Origin of the sequence: Nocardia carnea NBRC 14403 (genome assembly GCF_000308515.1) — a bacterium.
Lineage (GTDB): Bacteria > Actinomycetota > Actinomycetes > Mycobacteriales > Mycobacteriaceae > Nocardia > Nocardia carnea.
Window position 1 is genome coordinate 200856 of the sequence record NZ_BAFV01000015.1, and the last position, 23943, is coordinate 224798.

Consider the following 23943-nt stretch of genomic DNA (forward strand, 5'->3'; position numbering starts at 1 on the left):
CCAGCCGGAGGTGCCCACCGTGGACGATGCCGCTACCGCCGAATCCGGCGAGATCCTGGAATTCCGGCTGCCCGACCTCGGCGAGGGGCTCACCGACGCCGAACTGCAGAACTGGACCGTCGCCGTCGGCGACGAGGTGGAACTGAACCAGACCATCGCCGAGGTGGAAACCGCGAAGGCGGTGGTCGCGCTGCCCTCGCCGTTCGCGGGCACCGTGGTGGAACTGCTCGCCGAACCGGGGTCGACGATCGAGGTGGGGGCGCCGCTGCTGCGGATCCGGAGCAGCACGCCCGCGCAGGAGGGCAACGGCCGGACGTCGGTGCTGGTGGGCTATGGGCCGGAGACGGAGAATCAGCCGTCGCGCCGGCGCCGCATGCGTGCCGCGGCATCCGCCCGACCTGCGGAAACCGAGGCCGCCGGGATCGATTACGAGAGTGGGGTCATCGGCGCGGAGGCGGGGGCTGCGGACGAGACCGCCGCGGCGCCGGTGCAAGGGGCCGGCGCCACCGAGGAAACGGCGGAACCGGTGGGGCGGGCCGGCGCGGAGCATGCGGAGGGCTCTGCCGGTACCCGCGCTGATGCGGGTGCTCGTTCGCCGGCCGAAACCGCACGGGGTGCTCGGACCGATGCGGTGGCCGGAGGCCGCGCCCCGGCGGCACCACACGGCGGGGACACCCTCGGCTCGGGGGTCGGCGGCGGGCGGGTCTCCGCCACCCCCGGTGCGCGAAAACTGGCGCGGGAACTGGGAATCGACCTCTGGTACGTGGCCGGCTCCGGACCGGAAGGCGCGGTCACCGTCGCGGATGTTCGCGGTGCGGTGCCGGTATCGGAACCCGCACCGCGCGAGCGCACCGCCGAAGAGGTCGCGCGTATCGAACAGCGGGCCGACGGGTCGGCCCGGGAGGAGCGCACGCCGATCTCCGGAATCCGGAAACGGACCGCGGCCGCCATGGTTGCCAGCGCCCGCACGATCCCGCAGGCATCGACCTCCAGCACGGTCGATATCACGGCGTCGCTGGAACTGCTCGATCATCTGCGCGCCACCAAGACATTCGAAGGGTTGACTCCCACACCACTCGCCTTGGTCGCGAAATCGGTGCTCGCCGCGCTGTCGGAGTACCCGGGGATCAACACCTACTGGGACGAGGCGAATTCGGAGATCGTCACCAGGTATTTCGTCAACCTGGGTATCGCGGTGGCCACCGATCGTGGACTGCTCGTACCCAACATCAAAGACGCGCAGACACTGAGCCTGCGGGAACTGTGCCGGGAGATCGGCTGGCTGGCGCAGACCGCCCGCGACGGCCGGGCGGGCCTGTCCGACCTGCGAGGCGGGACATTCACCATCTCCAATGTCGGCGTTTTCGGGGTCGAATCGGGAACGCCGCTGGTCAACCCGGGTGAGGCGGCGATTCTGTGTGTCGGCGCGGTGAACTCGCGGCCGTGGGTTTTCCGCGGTGAGCTGGCCGTACGCTCGGTGGTCACGCTGACGCTGAGTTTCGACCACCGCATGATCGACGGCGAACTCGCGGCCCGGTTCCTGGCCACGGTCGCCGGCGCGCTGGAAGATCCGCTGACCCTGCTCGCCCGCATCTGAGCACGCCCGCCGGTAGATGAATTCTCCGGTGGCCGCATGGACGCGGCAGACCACGCGCGCGTACGGTGAAAAAACTGTTCCAGACTCTTGGACGAGGAGCTGCGTTGAACGCGGTACTGATCTCGGCTGAAGAACTCCGGGAATCAACGGAAGAAAACCTGCGCCTGCTGGATGTCCGCTGGCAACTGGGTGACCCGGAGGGGCCACAGCAGTACCAGAACGGACATATCCCGGGCGCGGTGTTCGTCGATCTCGACACCGAACTCGCCGCATTACCCACACCGGCCCAGGGCCGGCACCCGCTGCCGGACCCCGAGCAGCTCCAGAAATGCGCCCGCAGCTGGGGCCTGTGCGCGGGAGACCCGGTGGTGGTCTACGACGCGCTCGGCGGTATGTCGGCCGCGCGGGCGTGGTGGCTGCTGCGCTGGGCCGGGATCACCGATGTGCGCATCCTCGACGGCGGGCTGCCCGCGTGGCTGCGCAGCGGCGGTGCCCTGGCGACCGGGGTGGAACCGGACCCCGAACTCGGCGATATCGAACTCGATCCCGGCCGGCTGCCGGTGATCGACGCCGATGCGGCCGCCCGCTGGGAAGGTGTGCTGATCGATGCCCGCGCCGCCGAGCGGTATCGCGGCGAACAAGAACCCGTGGATCCTCGGGCCGGGCACATTCCCGGCGCGATCAGTGCCCCGACCAGTGAGAACCTCGGCGAGGACGGATGCTTTCTGCCGGCCGAACTGCTGCGCCGGCGATACCACGACCTCGGCGACGAACCGGTCGCGGTGTACTGCGGATCGGGAATCACCGCCGCGCATGCGATCGCGGCACTCGCGGTGGTGGGCGTGGAGGCGGCCCTGTATCCGGGTTCGTGGTCGCAGTGGGCGCACGATTCGAAACGGCCCGTGGCGACAGGAGCCTGATCGGGCGGTGGTCGAGGCCCTCAGTCGCACCGTGCCGTGATATCGCGCAGTACTTCGTGGTCCGCTCCGGTTACCGGGAGCTGATAGCGCACGGCGACGGTGAGGTATCTGCCCGCGTAGTAGCAGTGCCCCGGACGCGACGGTGGTAACCATTCGGCGGGTGTGCTGTCGCTTTTATCGGTATTGGTCGCGCGGTCGGTGACCTGCAGGTTGTAGTCGATATCGTTCGCGAAGCGGATGCGCTGTGCCGATGACCAGGCGGCGGCGCCCATATCCCAGGCGGCGGCCAGCGGATAGATATGGTCCACGGGTAGCTGCTGAGCGTTTTCCTTGCTGAACACCATCCGGTTGCCGGTGTACGGATCCGCCAGGACGCCGGACTGCACGACGCAGCCCCCGGTGCCCGGCCGGTACGCGATTTCCACCAGCTGCCTGGCGAGGACATTGTTCCGGGTATCGCAGCCGTCGTGACCGCCCGGCCCGTCGTGATCATCGGACCAGGCCGGCCCGAAAACGCAACCCTGCCCGGAACCGCAATCACGCTCGTAGCCGCCGGGGTGCGGGCGTTCGGGAACCACCCGGACCGCGGCGAGGAGTTGTTCGAGCTGGGCGCGCCCGGGGCTACCCGGTGCGGGCCGCAGGCCCGGCGGTACCGCGCAGGCGGTGAGCAGACCGAACAAGCAGGCGGCGAGCAGTGCGGAAACCGTGTGAATCTTCCCCCGTGTCATCACGGTTACCGGTATACCCGAGGGCGCCGACAGTTTCCGGCGCCCGGTGGATCACAGCCAGGCGCGGGCCAGCAGTTCGTCGTTGTCGACCCCGCTGCGACGCGGTGGGAAACGCGTGGCGACCAAGGATTCGATATGCACCCCGTCGTGGCCGATCACCCAGGATCCACCGCTGTCGAGACATTCGGCGATCTTGGCGAAGGCCGTGAGCAGGAAGGTGATGGCATCCTCGGGCCGGTCGGTGTGGGCGAGCCGCTGCGATTCGCCGGGCCGGGACAGATCCAGCCAGACACCGCATTGGCCGTCCAGCCGCATGCCGACGATCTTGCCGGCATCCACGAAGGTGAACTTCCGCCGTTCCCAGGGTGTGGTCGGCGTATAGCTCTGCTCGAGAACCTGGAGCAGAATTGTCATACTGCTGCCCTCCGCTGTTCGATGACGCCGCTGTGTGCTGTGGGGACCGCTGTTCCAGGGCCGGTGGGCGCCGCCTGCCGCATGCCGCTGCCGGACAGCTCGCCCGGTGCGGGCCCCGCCCGGCGGGCGTGGATGGCGGATAACAGCGGTGACCAGCGGATATTTCCCAGTATGTGCCGTTGTGGGGGATAAATCCAGAAATGGCCCGGCGTGCCGGAGTGGGGTCCGGACGGGAGTGGGTGGGGACGGTTCACGGCGTGTCGGACCAGGCTGATTTGATGGGGCAATGCTGCACGGACTGTGGTCGCCCGGAGCCGGGCTACTGCTGTGGCGTGCACCGGGCGAGGAGGGCGAGCCGGTCGGGGGCCTGCTCGGCTCGGTCCTGGCGGAGTCGCGGTTCCGCCACCGTGCCGACGTGCTCCTGGTGGACGAGGCCGGTGCCCGGCGGGAAACCGTCCGGGCCCATGCGCTCGCGCCCGCCGCCGCGGCCGCCGCCCTGCGGCAGCGGTTGCCGGCCGCGGCCGTGGCCGGTGATCTGCGGTTCCTCGCACATCTCGCATCCGGCTTGGAACGGTGGGTCCGCGCGGGTGCGGTGGTGCCGGAACTGCGGCGCGAGGACGGCCAGTGGTGGGCGCGCTGGCGCCCGGTCGGCGGATCCGGTCAGCGCGCCTGGCTCGCCGAGCTCGCGGCGCTGGCACCGCCGGCGCTGCGCGTCGCGGGGGAGCCGGCCGATGTGCTCGACGATATGGTCACCGAGCTCACCGATCCGATGGTGCGTGCACTGCTTGCCGCGGATACCCATCCGCATCCGCTGGCCCACGCGTTATCGGTGGACGTTCCGGTGGAGACGGGCAGCTACCAGGTGGCCGAGGTGCTGCGGCAGTGGCGGGAGACCCGGTCCTCCGACGAACCGGAGCTGGTGTTGCGGCTGCGCGAACCGGACGGCGAATTCGCCGAATTGCCAGCAGATTCCGCGCTGTGGCGGCTGGAGGTCTGCCTGCGCGCCGACGGCGCGGCACCCCGGCCGATCCCGGTGCCCGGCATCGCGGACGAGGTACGGACCGGGTTGGAATGGCTGGGGAAAGCGCAGCGTGCCTATCCGCGGCTGCGCGACGTCCCGGCCGATTCACACACCCTCGACCTGCTCTTACCGACGGAAGTGGTGGCCGATCTGGTGGCGCACGGCGCACAGGCGCTGTCTGCCGCCGGGATCCCGCTGCTGCTGCCCCGGGCGTGGAATATCACCGAACCCACCCTGCGGCTGCGGGTGAGCGGTGCCGCGGTGCCCGCCGCCGAGAGCACGGTCGGCCTGGACGGGCTGGTGTCCTACCGCTGGGAGCTGGCCCTCGGCGATACTGTGCTCTCCGAGCCCGAGATGCAGCAGTTGATCTCGGTGCAATCGGATCTGGTGCGGTTACGCGGGGAATGGGTGCAGGCCGATCACGGTGCCCTGGCCGCCGCCGCGAAATTCGTCGCATTGCACACCGGCGACAACGAGATCACCCTCGCCGATCTGATCGGTGAGATCGCCGCGAACCAGGTCGGGCGGGTGCCGCTCACCGAGGTCACCGCCGAGGGCTGGCCGGCGGCGCTTTTCGACTCCGGCCGCGCGCAGGAACCGGTGGCCGCACCGGCGCGCCTGAAAGCGCAGTTACGCCCGTACCAGGAACGAGGACTGGCGTGGCTGGCCACGATGAACCGGCTGAACTGCGGGGCGATCCTCGCCGACGATATGGGCCTCGGGAAAACGATCCAGGTCCTCGCGCTGCTGCTACACGAACGCGAAGGTGACACCGTCCCGCGGCCGACGGTGCTGGTATGCCCGATGTCGGTGGTGGGTAACTGGCAGCGGGAAGCCGCCCGGTTCGCCCCGGACCTGCGGGTTATGGTGCACCACGGGCCCGGCCGGGCCCAGGGCGACGATCTGGATGCGGCCGTCGCCGGGGCCGATCTGGTGATCACCACCTACGCGCTGCTCGCCCGCGATATCGCCGATCTGTCCCGGCAGCAATGGGAGCGGGTAGTCCTCGACGAGGCGCAGCACATCAAGAACGCCGCTACCCGGCAGGCGCGGGCGGCGCGGGCGTTACCGGCCCGGCATCGGCTCGCGCTCACCGGAACCCCGGTCGAGAACCGGCTGGAGGAACTGCGCTCCCTCTTCGATTTCGCGGTGCCGAAGCTACTGGGCAGCCCGCAGACGTTCCGGGCCCGTTTCGCCGTACCGATCGAACGGGAGAACGATCAGAACGCCGTCACCCGGCTGCGTGCCGTCACCTCGCCGTTCCTGCTGCGGCGGGTGAAAACGGATCCGGCCGTCATCGATGATCTTCCGGAGAAATTCGAGATGACCGTCCGGGCCAACCTCACCGTCGAACAGGCGGCGCTGTATCAGGCCGTTGTCGAGGATATGCTCGAAAAACTGCGCGACGCAAAGGGAATGGCCCGAAAGGGAGCGGTACTGGGGGCGCTCACGAAGTTGAAGCAGGTATGTAACCATCCCGCCCACTTCCTCGGTGATTCCTCCGCCGTGCTGCGCCGGGGCGTGCATCGCTCCGGGAAGCTGGCGCTGGTCGAGGATGTGCTCGACGCCGTGCTCGCCGAGGGGGAGAAGGCGCTGTTGTTCACCCAGTTCCGCGAATTCGGTGAACTCATCGTTCCCTACCTCACCGAGCGTTTCGGCAGCCCGATCCCGTTCCTGCACGGCGGGGTCGCCAAGAAACGCCGCGACGACATGGTGGAGGCATTCCAGCGGGCCGACGGACCGCCGATCATGCTGCTTTCGCTCAAGGCCGGCGGTACAGGACTGAACCTGACCGCCGCGAATCATGTGGTGCATCTGGACCGCTGGTGGAATCCCGCCGTGGAGAACCAGGCCACCGACCGCGCCTTCCGTATCGGTCAGCAGCGCGCGGTACAGGTACGGAAACTGGTCTGCGTCGATACGATCGAGGAGCGGATCGACGAAATGATCACCGGTAAACGTGAACTCGCCGATCTCGCCATCGGGGTGGGGGAGAACTGGATCACCGAACTCGGCGACGACGATCTGGCCCGCTTGTTCAGCCTGGGCGCCGAGGCGGTGGGAGAGTAGTGGCCGATTTCGCCGAATACGGTAAACGCCGGCCGGTATCCGGCGGGGCATCGACCCGTAACCGCCGCGGCGGATTCGCCCGCAACTTCTGGGGCAAGGCGCTGCTCGAGGTGATGGAACGGCTCGCCGACCCCGGCCGGCTCGCGCGCGGTCGCACCTATGCGCGGGCGGGGCAGGTGGTGAGTTATCGCATCGAACCGGGGCTCGTCACCGCCGAGGTGCAGGGCAGCCAGCCGCGCCCGTTCACCACCACCTGCGAGATCCGCAGGTTGCGGCCGGAGGAAGTGGAACTGGTGGTGGAGGTGATCCGGTCCGCGCCGGGGATGCTGGCGCGGATCGTGTCCGGGGATCTGCCCCGCGAACTCGCCCCGCATCTGGTGCCGGAAACCGCCGCCGATATCGACTTCGGTTGTAGCTGCCCGGATCCGGGCTGGCCGTGCAAACATGCGATCGCGGTCGTCTGCCTGCTGGCCGAACGGCTGGACGATCATCCTCGCGATCTGCTGGCCGTGCGCGGGCTGAGTATCGAACGGTTGATCGGCGGGGTCGAAACGGCCACCGAGCAGGTGGACGAAACCACCGACCCCTACGGCGACGCCCTCGAACTACCCGAGCTGCCCTCCCCACGCGGCGGCCCCGCGCTCGACGAGCTGGATCCGGCGCTGCTGCGGCGTGCGCTGCGCATGCTCTGCGCCGACGAAACGACCGCGGCCGCGGGGAACCGCGCCCTGGTCACGATGTACACGTCCATGACCGAGGGATAGCGCGCGTCGATATCCGATGGTCATCGCGGCCGGTATGCCGCGGTTCAGTCCAGCCGGTAGACCCGCTGTGCGTTCGTGCGGAAGACCTTCTCCAGCGGTGCGGAATCGCCGAGGTGTTCGGCCAGGACGGTCGCGACTGCTTCTGCGCTGTTGGTGATCGAGGTGATCGGGCGATCGACGGGGAAGTTGGATCCCCAGATGAGGCGGTCGGCGCCGAATGTGTCGGCGGCGTGCCGCAGCAGCGGGCCGATCCGGTCGGTGAGTTCGGGGACCGGCGTCGGGGTGCCGGCGCGGGGTACGGGATGCCCGAGGATCGGCATCATCAGGCCGCTGACCTTCGCCACTACCTTCGGGGATGCGGCCAGGTCGGCGATATCGGTGCGCCAGCGTTCGAGTATTCCGGTGCGTGCTGCGGTATCGCGGCCGGTGTGTTTGCCGATCGGGCCGAAGAGCCCGGCGGGAGTGCCGAGGTGGTTCAGGATGATCGTGGCTTCCGGGTAGCGCTGCGCGAGGGCGGTCACCTCCGGAATCTGATGTGAGTACACCCAGGCCTCGAAGGCCAGATCGCGTTCGGCGAGGGCGGCGAAACCGTCGAGGAACGCCCGGCTGCGCAGCACGTTGGGTCCGTCGGCGAAACTGCGGATCCCGGTATCGGGGTGGTGCGCGACCCTGCTGCGGATGCCACGCACCAGCGGCGACGCCGACAGGTGGGCTTCGAGAAGTTCGGCGAAACCCGGATCCGCCGGGGAGCCGCCACCGCTGACCGCCGCGAGGGCGGGAGTGTCCACACCGAACGGCAGGGCGGTGACCCAGCGGGTTTCTTCGGCCTTCGGCCCCGCCCATTCGACCTCGATATGCACCACGGATTCGACCGGTACCGCGCCGGCGTCGGTGCGATAGTCGGCGGGCAGGTACGGACCCAGATATGCCGAGGGCTCCCCGATGAACTCCCGGTCCCGCCGCGGCGCGAGCCGTACGGCGAGCCCGAGGGGCAGCGGGAGGGTGCGCAGCAGTTTCGCCGTACGACTGAACTCGCGCGGATTGCCGAACGGGTCCCACTGGTGGATATGCGCGTCGATGATCCGGATCTCGCCGATGTCCACAGCGCTGCCTTCCTGCGATGGTCGTCGGTTCGCGGGCCCGAGCGTAGCGCGTGACCAGCGCCGGGTGGGCAGGTTTGATCTCGTGGGCGCGAAAGTCGGGCTCCGGGGCGGCATACTGGGTGCTGTGGCCGAACAGGATTCGGCGCCGGAAGCGTCGCCGCAGCGTTCCCGGGGCGAGTCGCGCCCTGCTGTCCCGGAGGTGCCGATCGCGGGCGATGCGGCCCTCGGCGGCGGAAACGAGTCGCCCGGTGTGGCCGCCTCAGGTTTCGGTGGGCTACGGCGCCTGGTCGGCACGTGGCGCAAGACTCCGCCGACCGTAACCGGGGGCGGCACCGATTCCGGTCGTGGGCGATCTGGAACCGGCAGCGGAATGTCACCCGGCGGTAGCGGCGACGACCGCACCGCAGAGACCCGCGGTGCGGCGTCTGCGGGGACCGTATCTGCGCAGGTCCCGAAGTCCCTGGTCGATCTGGTGCGCCGGGGCGTCCTGGACGAAACCCAGTTGGGGGCGGTGGTGACCGCGCTCGCCGAGCCGGAGCCGCGGCCCACACCCGCGCGGTTGCTCGCCGAGATCGCGGCCTATGCGGGTGCCGGGTTGCTGCTGAGTGGTGTGGTGCTGGTCCTCGCCGAGTCCTGGGACGATATGGCCAAGCTCGGCCGGTTCGTTTTGTTCGTCTTGGTCGCGGTGGGTTTGACGGTGGCGGGTGTGGCTACCGCGGGTGGGTGGTCGGCGCTCTTCCGGCCCGGGTGGCGCCGGCCTGCCGCCACCGGTCATACCGCTCGTACACGGCTCGCGGCGGTGTTCTTCGCGCTGGCGGTGGTGAGTATTGCGGCCGCGGCCGGGTCGATTCTGGACGACGGGAACGACACCACCGATCTCACCTGGGTGTATGCCGCCGTGGCGGGGCTGGTGGCCGCGGTCGTGGGATATGCCGCGTTGCCCTCGTTGCTCGGGTTGCTGCTGTGTGCGGGGTTCAGCGCGGCCGCGGTGTCGGGGTTACTGGACGAAGTACTCGGGGTCGACGACCTGATGGGTCCGGGGCTGCTCGTTCTCGGTTTCGGCTGGCTCGGCGCGACCCGCTCGGGTGCCGTACTCGAGCGGTGGGCCGGTTATGTGGCCGGGGTGGTGCTGGCGGTGGCCGGGGCCCAGACCGTCGATATGTCCGATCGGATGTGGCCGGCGTATGTGCTCACGGCGGTGGTCGCGGTGGTGTGTTTCGCGCTCTACGCCACCGATCGCTCCTGGGTGCTGAGTCTCGGTGGCGCGGCCGCGCTGACGCTGGCGGCTGTAGAAGCGGTCGTGGACTGGACCGGGGAGTCGGCGGGGGCGTCCGGGGCGATTCTGGTGGTCGGCGCGGTGGTGCTGGGGATCGGTAGTTATCTGCTGACCAGGTCGGCGAAGAAGTCCGTCCGGAGATAGTTCCGCCGGGTGCGGGCCGCGGATAGGCTTCGTACAACCACACCGATCGGATGGCGGAGCGGGGTGTTTGCGCAGTTGGTGGATATCTTGCGGGAAGTCTGGTTTGTCGGCGGGGCCGGGTGTATCGTTTTGCTTGGACGTCCAACTATTGGACGCCCGCAAGAATGATCTTCGTGTGACGGACGGCCGCAGCGCCGCGCCCGCCACCCCCGACACGAGGCAGGAATCGCATGGTTCGAGAACTCACACATTTCATCGGCGGGCAGCAGGTCCCCGGCACGTCCGGCCGGTTCGGCGATGTCTACGACCCCAACCTCGGCGAGGTGCAGGCCCGGGTACCGCTGGCGAGCAAATCCGAGGTCGAGCAGGTCATTGCGAATGCCGAAGCGGCGCAGCCCGCGTGGGCCGCGATGAACCCGCAGCGCCGGGCCCGGATCCTGATGAAGTTCCTGACCCTGGTCAACGACGAGATGGATTCCCTCGCCGCGCTGCTGTCCAGTGAGCACGGTAAGACCATCCCCGACGCCAAGGGCGATATCCAGCGCGGGCTCGAGGTCATCGAATTCGCGGTCGGTATCCCGCACCTGCTCAAGGGCGAATACACCGAGAGCGCCGGTACCGGTATCGATGTGTACTCGATGCGCCAGCCGCTGGGTGTGGTCGCCGGGATCACCCCGTTCAACTTCCCCGCAATGATTCCGCTGTGGAAGGCCGGCCCGGCCCTGGCCTGCGGTAACGCCTTCGTGCTCAAACCCTCCGAACGCGACCCCTCGGTCCCGCTGCGGCTCGCCGAACTGTTCCTCGAGGCCGGTCTGCCCGAGGGCGTGTTCAATGTGGTCAACGGCGACAAGGAAGCCGTCGACACCATCCTGCACGACCCGCGGATCAAGGCCGTCGGTTTCGTCGGCTCCACCCCGATCGCGCAGTACATCTACGAAACGGCCACCGCCAACGGTAAACGCGCCCAGTGCTTCGGCGGCGCCAAGAACCATGCCATCGTCATGCCGGACGCCGACCTAGACGATGTCGCCGACCAGTTGATCGGCGCCGGTTACGGTTCGGCCGGTGAGCGCTGCATGGCGATCTCGGTGGCCGTACCGGTGGGCGAGGACACCGCGAACCGGCTGGTCGAGAAGCTCACCGACCGGGTGCACAAGCTCAATGTCGGGAAATCCGATGATCCGGGCGCGGACTACGGGCCGCTGGTGGGTCTCGACGGTGTGGACCGGGTGAAGAAGTACGTCCAGCAGGGTATCGACGAGGGCGCCGAACTGGTCGTGGACGGGCGCGGGCTCACCGTGGAGGGCGCCGAGAACGGCTATTTCGTCGGCGCGACCCTGTTCGACCGGGTCACCAAGGATATGTCCGTCTACACCGACGAGATCTTCGGCCCGGTGCTCAGCGTGGTGCGCGCGCAAGACTACGAGGAAGCTCTCGCGCTGGCCAACGACCACGAATACGGTAACGGCGTAGCGATTTTCACCCGCGACGGTGACGCTGCACGTAACTTCGCGGCCCGGGTCCAGGTGGGCATGGTCGGTATCAACGTCCCGATCCCCGTGCCGATCGCGTACTACACCTTCGGCGGCTGGAAGCGTTCCGGGTTCGGCGATCTGAACCAGCACGGCCCCGATTCGATCCGCTTCTACACCAAGACCAAGACGGTGACGCAGCGCTGGCCCGCAGGGGTCAAGGAGAGCAACAGCTTCGTCATCCCGACGATGGAATGACCATGTTCACTCTCGACGACGACGAGCGGGCCATCCGCGATACCGCCCGGGAGTTCGCCGACGAATACCTGGCCCCGCACGCCGTGGAATGGGACCAGGAAAAACATTTCCCGGTGGATGTCCTGCGGAAATCGGGTGCGGTCGGGCTGGGCGGTATCTATGTGAGCGAGGAATTCGGTGGGTCCGGGCTGCGCCGGCTGGACGCGGTGCGGATCTTCGAAGAACTCGCCACCGGCTGCCCGGCCGTGGCCGCCTATATCTCCATCCACAACATGGCGGCCTGGATGATCGACGCCTACGGTGACGACGAACAGCGCCGCCGCTGGCTACCCGGGCTCACCGCGATGGACCTGCTGGCCAGCTACGCGCTCACCGAACCGGGGGTGGGGTCGGATGCCGCGGCCATCACCACCCGGGCGGTGCGCGACGGTGACGACTACATCGTCAACGGCGTCAAACAGTTCATCTCGGGTGCGGGCAGCAACGACGTATACGTGATGATGGTCCGCACCCAGGACACCGGCGCACGCGGTATCTCGACCCTGGTGATCCCGGCCGACACCCCCGGCCTCGAGGTCGGCCCGAACGAGAAGAAGATGGGCTGGAACGCCCAGCCCACCCGTCAGGTGATCCTCACCGACGCCCGCGTCCCGGTCGCCAACCGGCTCGGCGACGAGGGCGACGGCTTCCGGATCGCCATGAACGGGCTCAACGGCGGCCGGCTGAATATCGCGGCATGCTCGATGGGCGGAGCGCAGATCGCGCTCGACAAAACCGTGCCCTACCTGGCCCAGCGCACCGCGTTCGGCGCACCGTTGCTGAACAACCAGGCCTTGCAGTTCGAACTGGCCGATATGCGGACCAAACTCGAAGCCGCCCGGACCCTGCTGTGGCGGGCCGCGGCGGCCCTGGACGCGGACGCACCGGACAAGGTCGAACTGTGTGCCATGGCCAAACGATTCGCCACCGACTCCGGTTTCGAGGTCGCCAACGCCGCCCTGCAACTGCACGGCGGTTACGGTTACCTGGCCGAATACGGTCTGGAGAAGATCGTCCGGGACCTGCGGGTGCATCAGATCCTGGAGGGCACCAACGAGATCATGCGCCTGGTCGTGGCGCGGTCAATGACGGCGTCCGCGTCGTGATCGGCCGGAGCGGGCCGGCGTGCGCGGAAGGAACCATATGAGCGACGAACCCGAAGTCCTGGTCGAACAGCGTGACGGCCTGGGACTCATCACCCTGAACCGGCCCAAGGCCATCAACGCGCTGAACCATGCCATGACGCTCACCATCACCGAGCAGTTGCGGGCCTGGGCCACCGACGATTCGGTACGCACCGTCGCCATCACCGGTGCCGGTGAACGGGGACTGTGCGCGGGTGGCGATATCGTCGCGATCCACCACGACGCCAAGGAGCAGCAGGCGGCCGGGCACGTCGGGTCGGCGGCGGATTCGGCGACCGGGAAATTCTGGCGCGACGAGTACATTCTCAACGCGCTCATCGGCCGCTACCCGAAACCGTATGTCGCGGTGATGGACGGGATCGTGATGGGCGGCGGGGTCGGGCTGTCCGCGCACGGTAGCCACCGGATCGTCACCGAGAAGTCGACCATCGGGATGCCCGAGGTCGGGATCGGGTTCATCCCGGATGTCGGCGGTACCTATCTGCTGTCGCGGGCGCCGGGCGAACTGGGCACCCATATCGCGCTCACCACGGCGCGCATGAAGGCCGGCGATGCCATCGCCACCGGTTTCGCGGACTACTACGTTCCCGCCGAACAGATCCCGGCCCTGCTCACCACCCTGCAGACCGAATCCGCCGATATCGCGATCGCCAAATACGCCGCCGAGGCGCCGGAATCGGCGCTGCTGGGACAGCGGGATTGGATCGACGCCTGCTACGGCGCGGAGACGGTCGCCGAAATCGTCGTCCATCTGCAGGAGCACGCCGATACCGAGGCGAATGCGGCCGCCACCGCGATACTCGGCAAATCGCCGGTCGCATTGCAGGTCACCCTGCGGTCGCTGCGGTCGGCAGGCACGGCCACGAGCCTGGAGGCGGTGCTGAACGAGGAGTACCGCGTGTCGATCGCCTCGCTGGCCTCGCACGATCTGGTCGAGGGTATTCGCGCGCAGGTGGTCGACAAGGACCGCAACCCGCAATGGTCGCCTGTAGCCCTCACTGATGTCACCACCGCCCAGGTCGAGGCGTATTTCGCCGAACTGGGCGAGCGGGAACTGGGTTTGACGATTCCGGAGGAAAAGTAATGAGCAAGACGATCGGTTTCCTCGGCCTCGGCCATATGGGTGGGCCCATGGCGGCGAACCTGGTGCAGGCCGGATACGAGGTACACGCATACGACCCGTCGACCGGGGCGCAGGAACAGGCCCGCAAAGACGGTGTGGCGCTGGTGGATACCGGGATCGCCGCCGCCACCGGCCGCGATATCGTCATCACGATGCTCACCAACGGCAAGCTGGTGCGTGACGTGTACGCGGAACTGCTGCCGGTGGCGCAGCCGAGCACCCTGTTCGTCGACTGCTCGACCATCGATGTCGGCGACGCCAAAGCGGCGGCGGAGATGGCGACGGCGGCCGGGCACCGGGCGCTGGACGCGCCGGTTTCGGGCGGTGTTTCGGGTGCGGCCGCCGGTACGCTCACCTTCATGGTCGGCGGGGCGGAAGCCGATTTCGCCGAGGCGCTGCCGGTGCTCGAGGTGATGGGCGCCAAGGTCGTGCATTGCGGCGGCGCCGGGGTCGGGCAGGCGGCCAAGATCTGCAACAATATGCTGCTAGGTATCTCGATGATCGGGCTGTCCGAGGCGCTGGTGCTGGGGGAGAAACTGGGGCTGAGTCACCAGTCGTTCTTCGATGTGGTGTCCACGGCATCCGGGCAGAGCTGGGCGCTCACCACCTATTGCCCGGTCCCGGGTCCCGTGCCGACCAGCCCGGCGAACAACGACTACCAGCCCGGCTTCGCCACCGCACTGATGAACAAGGATCTGGGTCTGGCCGCGGAAGCGTTGCAGGCCAACGGGGTCCACGGTCGTATCGGGGAACTGGCGGCGGAGATCTATCGCGAATTCAACGAAACCTCCGGCGGCCGGGACTTCTCGGCGATCATCACCGAGGTGCGTGAACGCAGCGGAGGGTCACAGACCGCCGGCTGAAGATCGTTGGAGCAGCGGCACGGCGGGCTGCACCGTGTTCGTACCTGATCGGCACCCGACCCGGCCCAGCAAATAAGGTTCGTACCTCACGAGCTGAGCCGGTCCGGCCGACCCCGGACCGGCCCCACTCCGCACGAAGAAATCGAGGCCGACCTTCCGGCCCGGGTGTGGTTTCACACGGGGGTGGTCTCGGTTTCGCGGCCCCGCGCGGCCACTGCTGACGACTCTGGTGAAACCCGCGGTGGTTCCGCCGAGCAGCCCGCCGGTGACGCGGCAAGCGCGACCGGAATCGTCCGAGACCCGGTGCCGTACCTGTCGAATACCCTTGGCTATCCTCAGCTCACGACTGCGCCCTGCCCGTCCTGCTCCGAAAGTCCAGGCGATGGATGTTCTTTATTTCTTCAAACACAGTCCATTCGGCGACCTGGAACTGAAGTATTCGCTGCGGAGCGTCGAACGCTATATGCCGTGGGCGAGGCGGGTGGTGGTTTTCGGCGATCGGCCGGAATGGCTGGCGGGTCCGGAGAGCGGAATCTTCCATGTTCCACACGAGGCGATCGCGTGGATCGGCCCCTACAGAACGCCCGTCACGAATTGGTTCCTGATGTTCTATCTCACGGCCCTGCTGCCGGAACTGGACGAGGAATACCTCTTCTGCAGCGACGACTTCGTGCTGCTCCACGACCTCACGCCCGATGAGGCCCGGCGGAACCGTTATCTGCAGGATCTGGCGACCCTCGGCAACCGCGGTACGGGCCTGTGGAAAGACAGTCTGTGGCGGACGCATGACCTGCTCAAACGCCTCGGCTACGGCACGCTCAACTATGAAACGCATACGCCGGCCCGGTTCCGTAAGCAGTGGGTGCTGGACGCCTATCGCGATCTACGAGATTTCGTCACCGAGGACCGCTGGCAGGGCGCGATGGGCATCACCGCCATTCTGAGCCACACGCAGAAGCACCACCCGCGACCTCTGGTGCATCTCAAAGCGGAGGGCAGCCGAGTGGGTTTCCACGGCAAGCCTCCGGAATATGACGAGATCGTCTCCCTTGCTTCCGCGGCAGACGCGAGGTTCCTCAACTTCGACGACGAGGCGTTCGGCCCCGACCTGCAACGCTTCCTCGCCGAGCGGTTTCCGCACCCCTGCCGCTACGAGCGGTACGAAACCCCCGCGACCCCCACCAGCGCCGTCATCGACACCGGCAGCGTGCCGGTGTCTTGATTACGGCGATCGATGGCCGTACCGCCCCGTCGCCGTCATACCGGGTAGCCGCATCGTTCCAGTGCGTGTAATGCCGATTCGCATCGGGGCTCGATACGGCTGCCGACCGGTACCACACTGACCCGGCGCCGAATTCGCTTGTGAGACACCGGATGTTAACTGTCTCTGTTGTACCGTGGCCTCGTAGTCCGGTGAGGAGGTCGTGGTGATCAGCGATCGGGTTGCCGTCATCGGAATCCGATGAGCCTCTACCTGCCGGAGGATATGCGCTGGCTGGGGTGGATCGCCGGTGCCGAATGGCCGGATGGGGACGAGGACAAGGTCTGGGCGGTCTCCGAAGTCTGGGAGAAGTACAGTGCGGAGCTGAAAACGCTCGTCGCCGCCATCGAAGAGGCCAAGCAGGAAGCGATCGCGGCGTACCCGGAGGGGGAGGCTCGGGAGGAGATCGCGGCCCGGTACGACGAGCTGATCGCCGGCGAGAAGTCGCTGGCGGCGTTGGCGCAGAATATGGCCGACACTTCGGTCACGGTCTTCGACTTCGGTACCGAGGTGCAGGCCGCGAAGATCAACATCATTATCACGCTGTGCTGGCTGGCGGTCGAAATCGCGTTGGCCTGGCTCTTTCCGCCGACGGCGCCGGCACAACAGGCCGCCGCGATCGGTACGACGCGCGCGATTATGCAGGCTGTCAGTACTGCATTGAATCGTTCGGTGGCGCGGTTGGCATCGAAGTTGGGTGCGCCGACGGTGAAGCGCAGCTTCTGGCGCAATCTTGCCAGTGGGAAGCCGACGATGCCGACTGCCGACGACTGGGCGGATCTGGTCGGAGAAGTGGCGCAGGGGGCGGCCGAGGAAGTCGTGATCAATGCGTCGGTGCAGGTCGGCCAGTATGCCGACGATAAGCGCCGGGAGATCAACGGGCAGGAGATCCTCGTCAGTGGTGTGGCCGGTGGTGCCGCGGAACCGGTGGGTTCGGCATTGGCGAAGGGCGCCAACAAAGCCATCGGTAAGGGGTTCGGGTTCAGTGATGATTTCGCCGGGAAGATAGACAACTGGTGGGGCCGGCCGCTGCAGAATGCGGTGGTGGGTGGTATCGCCGACGGCGGTGCCGGGATTTTCGGCAGCATGGTCGGTGCAGCGATGACCGGTGCGAGTCTGGCCGACTCGATCACCGGTATCGGGGTGGCCGGTGGCTTCATCCAGGGGTCGATCGTGGGGGCGGCCGATCCGACGAGCTTCGGTTGGCCCCGTGGCGGGGGCGGCCCCGGGGGCGGATACGGCAATGCCGAGAGCTGGCTCGGCAATCCGGAGTTCGCCATGGGCGGCCCCCGGTCCGGGGAAGTACCCGCGGCCGGCGACGGGTCGGCCGGTGAAACCGCCCGGCACCGCGATGGGCCGGGTGATTCGCCGGGCGGGACCGGACAGCGGCCGCCGTCCGGCGACACCCCGGGTGTCGGCGGGGCCGGGCCGCGGAGCCCGGGAGACGGGCAGCAAGGTCCGGTACCGGCGGGGCGTTCATCGGATACCCCGACCGCCGGCGACGAGCCGAAAGCTCCGGGCGGCGGTGAAGCCGACGGGCACAACGGTTCCAGCGAATCGACAGGTTCGGTGCCGTCCGAGCGGCAACAAAAGTCCGGTGTGCCGGGTGAACAGCACCCGGGCTCGTATCCCGCGGCGGGACAGTCGCCGAGCGGGGACTCCCCGCACCAACCGGGCGGACACTCCTCGGACAGGAACGAGAACAGCGCCGGTGGGCCGGACGTGGGCGCGCCGCAGTCCCCGTCCCGGGCCGACAGGGATGCCGGTCCGGAGGGGGCCGGGTCATCGCATTCGGACAGTCGGCAATCGGGAACCGGCACGCCGGAGGGCCGGCCGCCGGAAGGCGCCGCATCCGAATCCGGGCCGGAAGGCGACCGGGAGCGGCCGGGCCCGGAGAACGCGGGCCAGACCGGCGAACGTACCGGTACCGCGGGCGATTCAGCGGAAAGCGGCGAATCCGAGCGAGAAGGGGACAGGTCCGAACAGGGCGGTCTCAGGCCTGAACGGGACGGTGTAGAGCCCGAGCGGGAAAATGCCGGCAACAACCCGGACAGTGCGGAATCCGACCCGGTGAAGCGGGCTTCGGTCACCGGGCCGGAAACCGGTGACCGTACCGATGAGTACGCGGAAAGGCGAGGGCCACAAGACTCCTCGCGAAACGCGCAGTCGGACGTATCGTCGCCGGACTTCACCGTGTCCCCGCCGCCTATGGCCGTACCGGCGCAGCCGGGCGCGGTACCACCCGGATCGCCCACGGCCTCGGGACAACCCGGCTCGACACCACCGCCGCAGTCCGGTACGCCGGGCCAATCGACGACGGCGCCCACCCATCCCGGGTCGCCGAACACCACCTCGTCGGCCGCGCAGCAGCACGGTTCATCCTCGAATGCCACACCGGGCGAGAAACCGGGGACGTCCCCGAGTTCGGGTTCGTCCCCGGCGCAGTCCTCGCGAGACGTCCCCGGCCGGTCCGACGCAGCAGGCGAGAGCGCTCCGCTCCCGGATCCGGCATCGCCCATGGCAGGGGTGTCCAGCCCCGCGCCGGCCGGATTACCGCCGGGCGCAGCGGACTCCGTGATTTCGGCCGCTCCGGCACCCTCGCAGCCGCCCGACGCGCCTGACACGTCGGACCCGGCCGTGCGGTCGGATCCCGGCCCGGCGCGGAACGCCGGCCCGGAACAGCAGCGTTCCGGTCCGTCCACGCCTACCGCGGATTCCGGGCCGATCCGGCGGGCTCCGGAATCCGCGGCCGGCCCGGCGCCGGATACCGGGCGACCGCGTCCCGGGGAGCTCTCGACTCCGGCACCGCGGCGGCTGCCGGAGCAGGCGATAACCGCGGAACCTGCCGCGCCGGCCGAAGAATCCCACGACGCCCCCGGTATCGCCGCCGAAGAGGTGCCCGTGCCGGTGCCGGTGGACGCCGGACCCCAGGCACGGCCGGCGGGCTCGGGTACACAGGTTCGGCCGGCGGGATCGGGCGGACAGCAGATCACCGCACCCGTCGGCGGGCAACCCGAGACACCGGGTTCGCGCCGGTTCACCCCGGCGCAATGGCAGGTGATTCCGCACTTGGCCCGCGACCGGTTCACCCGCAGCTACGGTCCGGTCGAGGATCCGTCCTATCAGACCGCCGTGGAGCAGGCACTCAGCGACCGCCGGGGTGGGTTCGAGCAGTTCCGTAACCCGGCCACTTTCACGGCGGTACCGGGCGGCAAACCCTACGGCATGCTGATCAACGGTCCGGGCCCGAATGCGCCCGGCCGGTCCGGCAACTGCCAAGACTGTTCGCTGTCGTTGCTGGCGTCGTTCGCGGGACGACCTCAGGTAGCGGCGCCGTGGACCGGCCGGCTCCCGAAGGATTCCCTCCGCAGCGGGTACCTGCAGGCGCAGCGATTCCTGGGTTCCCGGGCGACGCACTTCGACAACGGTTCCCGGCCGGTGGCCGAGCAGTACCAGGCCGCGCACCAGCACATCAAGGATCTCGGTGCCGGAACGATGGTCTATGTCACCACCTACTGGCACAAGACCAATGTCCTCGGGTTCAAGCAGTACAACCCGGACGGTTCACCGGTATACGACGGCACCCATGCCACAGCGGTAGTGGTGCCCGACGGGGAAACCGAACCGGTCTGGTTCGACCCGCAGACCGGCGCATACGAGTACGCGCCCCCGAAGCGATTCCGCAAGCATGCCGCGAAGGTCGACTTCGTCATCGGCACACCGGAGACGGTCGCGGCCGCGGCCGAGCACCGGCAAGAGCTCGAAAGTTCGCTGCGCGAAGGCAGAAGCGGGTTCGCCGCCGGACGACACCCCGGCGCATACACAGCCGTTCCGGGTGGGCGCCCATACGGCGAGTTACTCGCACTCGGGGGCGGATACCCGATGGGTGGCCGGACCGACCCGTACGAGGCCGCAGTGGTGGCGGCGTCGACGTTCCTCGGCGCGCCGCGGTTCACTATTCCGAACTGGGACCATTTCAATGAGGGGGGACAGCCGTTCGCGGAGCCGGACACGCACCGACGCGGCCGATCCCGGATCGAGGGCTGGTTCGGCGACCGAATGACCTCCCTGGCCACCGGTGCACGGACCGTCCGACAGCAATACCAGGCCGCCTACGACGAGGTGCGCGGGCTGGGCGCGCTCGGCGTGGGTGTCGCCGAGATCACCCGGCCGGTTCGGGGCTCCGCGGAACCGGATCGATCCCTCAGGTTGCTGACCTATCCGGCCGGCGCCGATCCGGACAATCCCACCGAACCCGCCGAACCGGTGTGGTGGGATCCGATGACCGGCCGGACATGGTCGCATGCGGAGATGCTCGCCACCATCGGCAGCGAGACCGAAATCTCCTTTGTCGCGGCCCCCGGTAACGAGCTGATCGAACTGCACTACTTGGCCGCGAGTACGCCGGCGGGCGTATTCCGGTCACCGGCGGCCGAAGCGGCCACACAGGCAACCGGTCCCCGTGACGGCGACCGGGACACCGCGAGTGACGACGAGGCACCGGAGTCGCCGCGGTTCGGTTCCCGGGTCGTCGAGGTACCGGATACGGCTGCGACCCGATCGCTCCCGCAAACGGACAGTCCCTCCGCGCCGATCACCCGCGAACCACTTCCGGCGGGACTCGCTGCACCGGATTCCGAGGACGACGATTCGGATCATTGGTCCGAACCGCCTCCAGCAGGGGCAGCCGGCCTGGTTCGGGAGATCGGCTCTCCGCCTGCGCGGTTGGACAGTTCACCGGAACTGGACGCGGACGAATCCGCCGATGGCGGGACCGCGAACGACGCGGAGGAGAACAGTTCGGCGAACAGCGATTCGGACGGGTGGCTGGAGGAACTGGCCGACGACGATCAGCAAGAGCCGGATCTGGTGGCCTCGACAGCCGCGAACCGCGAATCCGAGGACGGTGCCGCGGCGCCGCGGCCGCTACTGGAACCGCCGATGGTACTGCTGGATCCGGCGGAGATGCGTATTTTCGGACCCGGCTACCTTGCGCCGCCGGACCTCGTGGCCCAGCGGGCACTCGAGGATGCCATGCGGGGACCGAACGGATTCGTCGTCTACGCCGATCCGGGTAGCTACCCGCCCGGGGGCACCGCATACGGTGCTCTGATCAATCCGGGTGTCGGGGTGGATCCCGGGCGCGACGACAACTGTCAGGACTGTGTGCTGGCCGGATTGGCGACCTTTCTGGGCCGGCCGACGGTCGCGGCCGCGGTATATCCCGTGGTCGTCGACGGCCGGGTCACCTGGGCCGACGGCGAAACGGGTGGGCCGGCGCGACAGGCGTGGATGATCGGGCTCGGTGAGCGACAGCTCGGTGGAAGCGGCACTGTGCGCGAGCAGTTGGACACCGTTCACAACGAGGTGGCGTCACACGGTTTCGGCTCGGCAGCCGTCGTCACCACCACCTGGCCGGTGCGGAATCCGGCCACGGGCGGTACGGACCGCGCCGAGGGTGAACCCGCCGCGGGCGGCGAGCATTCCTGGCTGGTCGTCTACCCGGTGCCGACAAAACGTGACGCGAGCGGTGCGCTGATCGACGAGGGTCCGCTGTGGTGGGACCCGCAGACCGACAAGAGGTCACACCGGCCGTTCGACCTCACTCCGGAGAAGGTGAGTTTTGTCCTCATCCCACCTGGGCGCACTGTCAGCACGGTCGACGAACTCCTACCCGTGCCGGCAGCGCTCGATCAGCCGCCGGCGTACCCACGCCCGGCTGTCGTCCCGGCCCTGGGCCACACCACGCCGTCGCAACTGCCGGACCCGTCGGTGACCTGGTCCCTGGGGCCCGGCCGGCTGGATTCGGTCGAGCACCCCGGGATGCAGAAGACACTCGAGCGAATGCTGGCCGACGGCCACGGTGGCTATGTGGCCGGGGCCGATCCCACGACCTACCCCAGCCCGGATCGCCCGTTCGGAGCGGTGATCAACGGGGGCAAGAGCCGCCCGCGGTCGCGGTTCGAGAACCGGTGGGAGGCACTCATTTCCGGCGTATCGTCGTTCCGGGGATTGCCGCTCGTTGCCCCGCCCAAGAATCTCGACGGAGGTAATCCGGACAACCTTGTCGAGGACGCCGAAGGCATTGCGCGGATCACCGAGTGGCTACAGACCGAACCCGATCATTTCGGTGCGATTCCGGAAGCCGAACAGGGTGCGGCACTGCAGGAGTGGGTGCACCATCTCGGACCGGGGACAGCGGCCGTGGTGTTCTGCGGAATCGGCGAAGCGGACCCCGCCACCGGCGAACCGGCGCGCGATGCGAACGGCGAGTATGCGGTTGTCGGCTATCTGCCGATGACCGTGATCTATCCGGCGAAGGCCGTGGTCGACGGCCGGATCGTCACACCCACGGCGCCGAAGTGGTGGGATCCGGCGAGTAACAACACCTGGGACGGGCCACCCCCCGGCCTGGCCGCTGTCACCGTGCAGTTCGGCTTCATTACGCTGCCATCGGACGCGACGGTCGATTCGTCGGGGCGGGGCCCGGTGGATCCGGGGCCGCTGGTTCCGTTGCGGACACCGGTGTTCAACCGGGCGGGGCCACCGCTGCGGTTGCTGGATCCGTCCCGGGGACGGCAGTTCGGTCCCGGGCAGCTGGCTCGGCCGGAATCCGGCGCACCCACTCAGGAGCTGGCATCGCTGCTGGGTGACGGTGCCGGCGGCTTCGTGGCCGGTGCCGATCCGCGGTCGTATCCGTCGCCGGAGAACGCGTATGGGTCGAAGATCAACCTGGGCGGGCATTTCCTGGAAGGGCGGGGCACGAACAAATGGGATGCCCATCTGTCGGGGTTGTCGACGTTCTTGCAGTATCCGCTCGCGGCGGCCGCGCGCCATCCGGAACCCGATGGCGAGTACAGCAGCCACGACGAAGCCGATGGGCGAGGGCGGGCGATCGAATGGCTGCAGAGCATGCCCGATACCTTCACGGCATCCTCGCTGCCCGAATCCTATGCGGCGCTGCATGCGTGGGTGACGATGCTCGGCCCGGGGTCGGGCGCACTGGGATTCAGCGCGATCCAGCGGGTGGATCCCGAAACCGGTGAGCTGATGCGTAATGACCGCGGCGAACCGGTCACTTCGCATTTCGAGCCGATCCTGGTGCTCTATCCGGCGCGGACCTCGGCGGCCGACCCCACCCCGCCGTCCGGTCCGATGTGGTGGGACGCGGCGTCCGGCGAGTCGTGGGATCAGCCGCCGGCCGCCCCGATCGCCGGGAGCTGGTGGTTCGGTTTCATCGCGGTTCCGCCCGGCCGGATCGTCGATCCCGGGTTGGCGGAATACGGTTCGCCGGCGCGGTCGGCGGACGAGGATTCCGACGAGATCAGTTCGGACAACCTGTATTCGGACGAATCCGATATAGACGACGACTCCGACGGCCCGCCGGACGCCGGGGTCGCGCCGGGCGGGGATCGGTCGGCGGGGGTGAAGCGGGAGCGTTCGCCGGATTCGGGTTCGGATGTGGAGTCCGATGCGGCGCCGCCGAAACGATCGCGGCTGGATGATCCGGCAGGGACCGGACAGGCAGGACGGGGACGGTGCCGCGCCGGGGGTGAAGCGGGAGCGTTCGCCGGATTCGGGTTCGGATGTGGAGTCCGATGCGGCGCCGCCGAAACGATCGCGGCTCGACGATCCGGCAGCACCCGATCCCGGTGATCGCGATGGGGACGATTCCGATCACGGGTACGACTCCGATATCGAGGATGCCGATCCGGGCGATTCGGATGACGAGGGCTCGGATGACG

14 protein-coding genes are annotated in these 23943 nt (G+C 68.4%); 11 read left to right on the forward strand and 3 right to left on the reverse strand.

Going from position 1 to position 23943, the window contains the following annotated elements:
* Positions 1-10 precede the first annotated feature (10 nt).
* Entirely contained in the window at positions 11-1597 is a 1587-nt protein-coding gene (locus tag ON22_RS05015; protein ID WP_425339834.1) for a dihydrolipoamide acetyltransferase family protein, read from the forward strand.
* A 104-nt stretch (positions 1598-1701) separates the two neighbouring features.
* Positions 1702-2517 carry a sulfurtransferase gene (locus tag ON22_RS05020; RefSeq protein ID WP_063820534.1) on the forward strand — a complete coding sequence of 272 codons (816 nt, stop codon included), beginning with the start codon at positions 1702-1704 and terminating at the stop codon, positions 2515-2517.
* A 20-nt stretch (positions 2518-2537) separates the two neighbouring features.
* On the opposite strand, the gene ON22_RS05025 is transcribed toward ON22_RS05020, so the two are convergent.
* Entirely contained in the window at positions 2538-3245 is a 708-nt protein-coding gene (locus ON22_RS05025) for an HNH endonuclease family protein (RefSeq protein ID WP_081595338.1), read from the reverse strand.
* Positions 3246-3296: 51 nt separating this feature from the next.
* Entirely contained in the window at positions 3297-3659 is a 363-nt protein-coding gene (locus ON22_RS05030) for a hypothetical protein (protein ID WP_033247510.1), read from the reverse strand.
* A gap of 286 nt (positions 3660-3945) precedes the next feature.
* On the opposite strand from ON22_RS05030, the gene ON22_RS05035 reads away from it, so the two are divergent.
* Together ON22_RS05035 and ON22_RS05040 are read left to right on the forward strand one after the other, a co-directional pair.
* Positions 3946-6750, forward strand: coding sequence for a DEAD/DEAH box helicase (locus ON22_RS05035; RefSeq protein ID WP_033247509.1), 2805 nt, complete (start codon positions 3946-3948; stop codon positions 6748-6750).
* The gene (locus ON22_RS05040) at positions 6750-7514 is read left to right on the forward strand and encodes an SWIM zinc finger family protein (RefSeq protein ID WP_033247508.1); all 765 of its coding nucleotides are present in this window, start codon (positions 6750-6752) and stop codon (positions 7512-7514) included. The genes ON22_RS05035 and ON22_RS05040 overlap by 1 nt, the downstream gene beginning before the upstream one ends.
* A gap of 44 nt (positions 7515-7558) precedes the next feature.
* Here ON22_RS05040 and ON22_RS05045 read toward each other — a convergent pair whose 3' ends face one another.
* Positions 7559-8617: an amidohydrolase family protein gene (locus ON22_RS05045; RefSeq protein WP_033247507.1), complete on the reverse strand. Its 1059-nt coding sequence runs from the start codon at positions 8615-8617 to the stop codon at positions 7559-7561.
* Positions 8618-8741: 124 nt separating this feature from the next.
* Between ON22_RS05045 and ON22_RS05050 the strand changes: the two genes are divergently transcribed.
* The 7 genes from ON22_RS05050 (at position 8742) to ON22_RS36530 (ending at position 23854) form a co-directional block, all read left to right on the forward strand.
* Positions 8742-10037: a DUF2157 domain-containing protein gene (locus ON22_RS05050; RefSeq protein ID WP_157170399.1), complete on the forward strand. Its 1296-nt coding sequence runs from the start codon at positions 8742-8744 to the stop codon at positions 10035-10037.
* A gap of 230 nt (positions 10038-10267) precedes the next feature.
* Positions 10268-11767: a CoA-acylating methylmalonate-semialdehyde dehydrogenase gene (locus ON22_RS05055; protein WP_033247505.1), complete on the forward strand. Its 1500-nt coding sequence runs from the start codon at positions 10268-10270 to the stop codon at positions 11765-11767.
* A gap of 2 nt (positions 11768-11769) precedes the next feature.
* Positions 11770-12912 carry an acyl-CoA dehydrogenase family protein gene (locus ON22_RS05060; protein ID WP_033247504.1) on the forward strand — a complete coding sequence of 381 codons (1143 nt, stop codon included), beginning with the start codon at positions 11770-11772 and terminating at the stop codon, positions 12910-12912.
* Between the two features lie 37 nt (positions 12913-12949).
* Positions 12950-14035: an enoyl-CoA hydratase/isomerase family protein gene (locus ON22_RS05065; RefSeq protein ID WP_033247503.1), complete on the forward strand. Its 1086-nt coding sequence runs from the start codon at positions 12950-12952 to the stop codon at positions 14033-14035.
* Complete coding sequence (gene mmsB / locus ON22_RS05070) at positions 14035-14937, forward strand: 3-hydroxyisobutyrate dehydrogenase (protein ID WP_033247502.1); 903 nt, start codon at positions 14035-14037, stop codon at positions 14935-14937. Before ON22_RS05065 ends, mmsB begins: the two co-directional genes overlap by 1 nt.
* A 265-nt stretch (positions 14938-15202) precedes the next feature.
* Positions 15203-16159: a stealth family protein gene (locus ON22_RS05075; protein WP_156052482.1), complete on the forward strand. Its 957-nt coding sequence runs from the start codon at positions 15203-15205 to the stop codon at positions 16157-16159.
* Positions 16160-16399: 240 nt separating this feature from the next.
* The gene (locus ON22_RS36530; protein ID WP_043739842.1) at positions 16400-23854 is read left to right on the forward strand and encodes a toxin glutamine deamidase domain-containing protein; all 7455 of its coding nucleotides are present in this window, start codon (positions 16400-16402) and stop codon (positions 23852-23854) included.
* The last annotated feature ends 89 nt before the right edge of the window (positions 23855-23943 follow it).

Bases quoted from the DNA above. Each gene is read 5' to 3' on its own strand.
- ON22_RS05025 (WP_081595338.1), bottom strand. From the start codon at position 3,245: ATGACACGGGGGAAGATTCACACGGTTTCCGCACTGCTCGCCGCCTGC.
- ON22_RS05030 (WP_033247510.1), bottom strand. From the start codon at position 3,659: ATGACAATTCTGCTCCAGGTTCTCGAGCAGAGCTATACGCCGACCACA.
- ON22_RS05035 (WP_033247509.1), top strand. From the start codon at position 3,946: ATGCTGCACGGACTGTGGTCGCCCGGAGCCGGGCTACTGCTGTGGCGT.
- ON22_RS05055 (WP_033247505.1), top strand. From the start codon at position 10,268: ATGGTTCGAGAACTCACACATTTCATCGGCGGGCAGCAGGTCCCCGGC.
- ON22_RS05060 (WP_033247504.1), top strand. From the start codon at position 11,770: ATGTTCACTCTCGACGACGACGAGCGGGCCATCCGCGATACCGCCCGG.
- ON22_RS05065 (WP_033247503.1), top strand. From the start codon at position 12,950: ATGAGCGACGAACCCGAAGTCCTGGTCGAACAGCGTGACGGCCTGGGA.
- mmsB (WP_033247502.1), top strand. From the start codon at position 14,035: ATGAGCAAGACGATCGGTTTCCTCGGCCTCGGCCATATGGGTGGGCCC.
- ON22_RS36530 (WP_043739842.1), top strand. From the start codon at position 16,400: ATGAGCCTCTACCTGCCGGAGGATATGCGCTGGCTGGGGTGGATCGCC.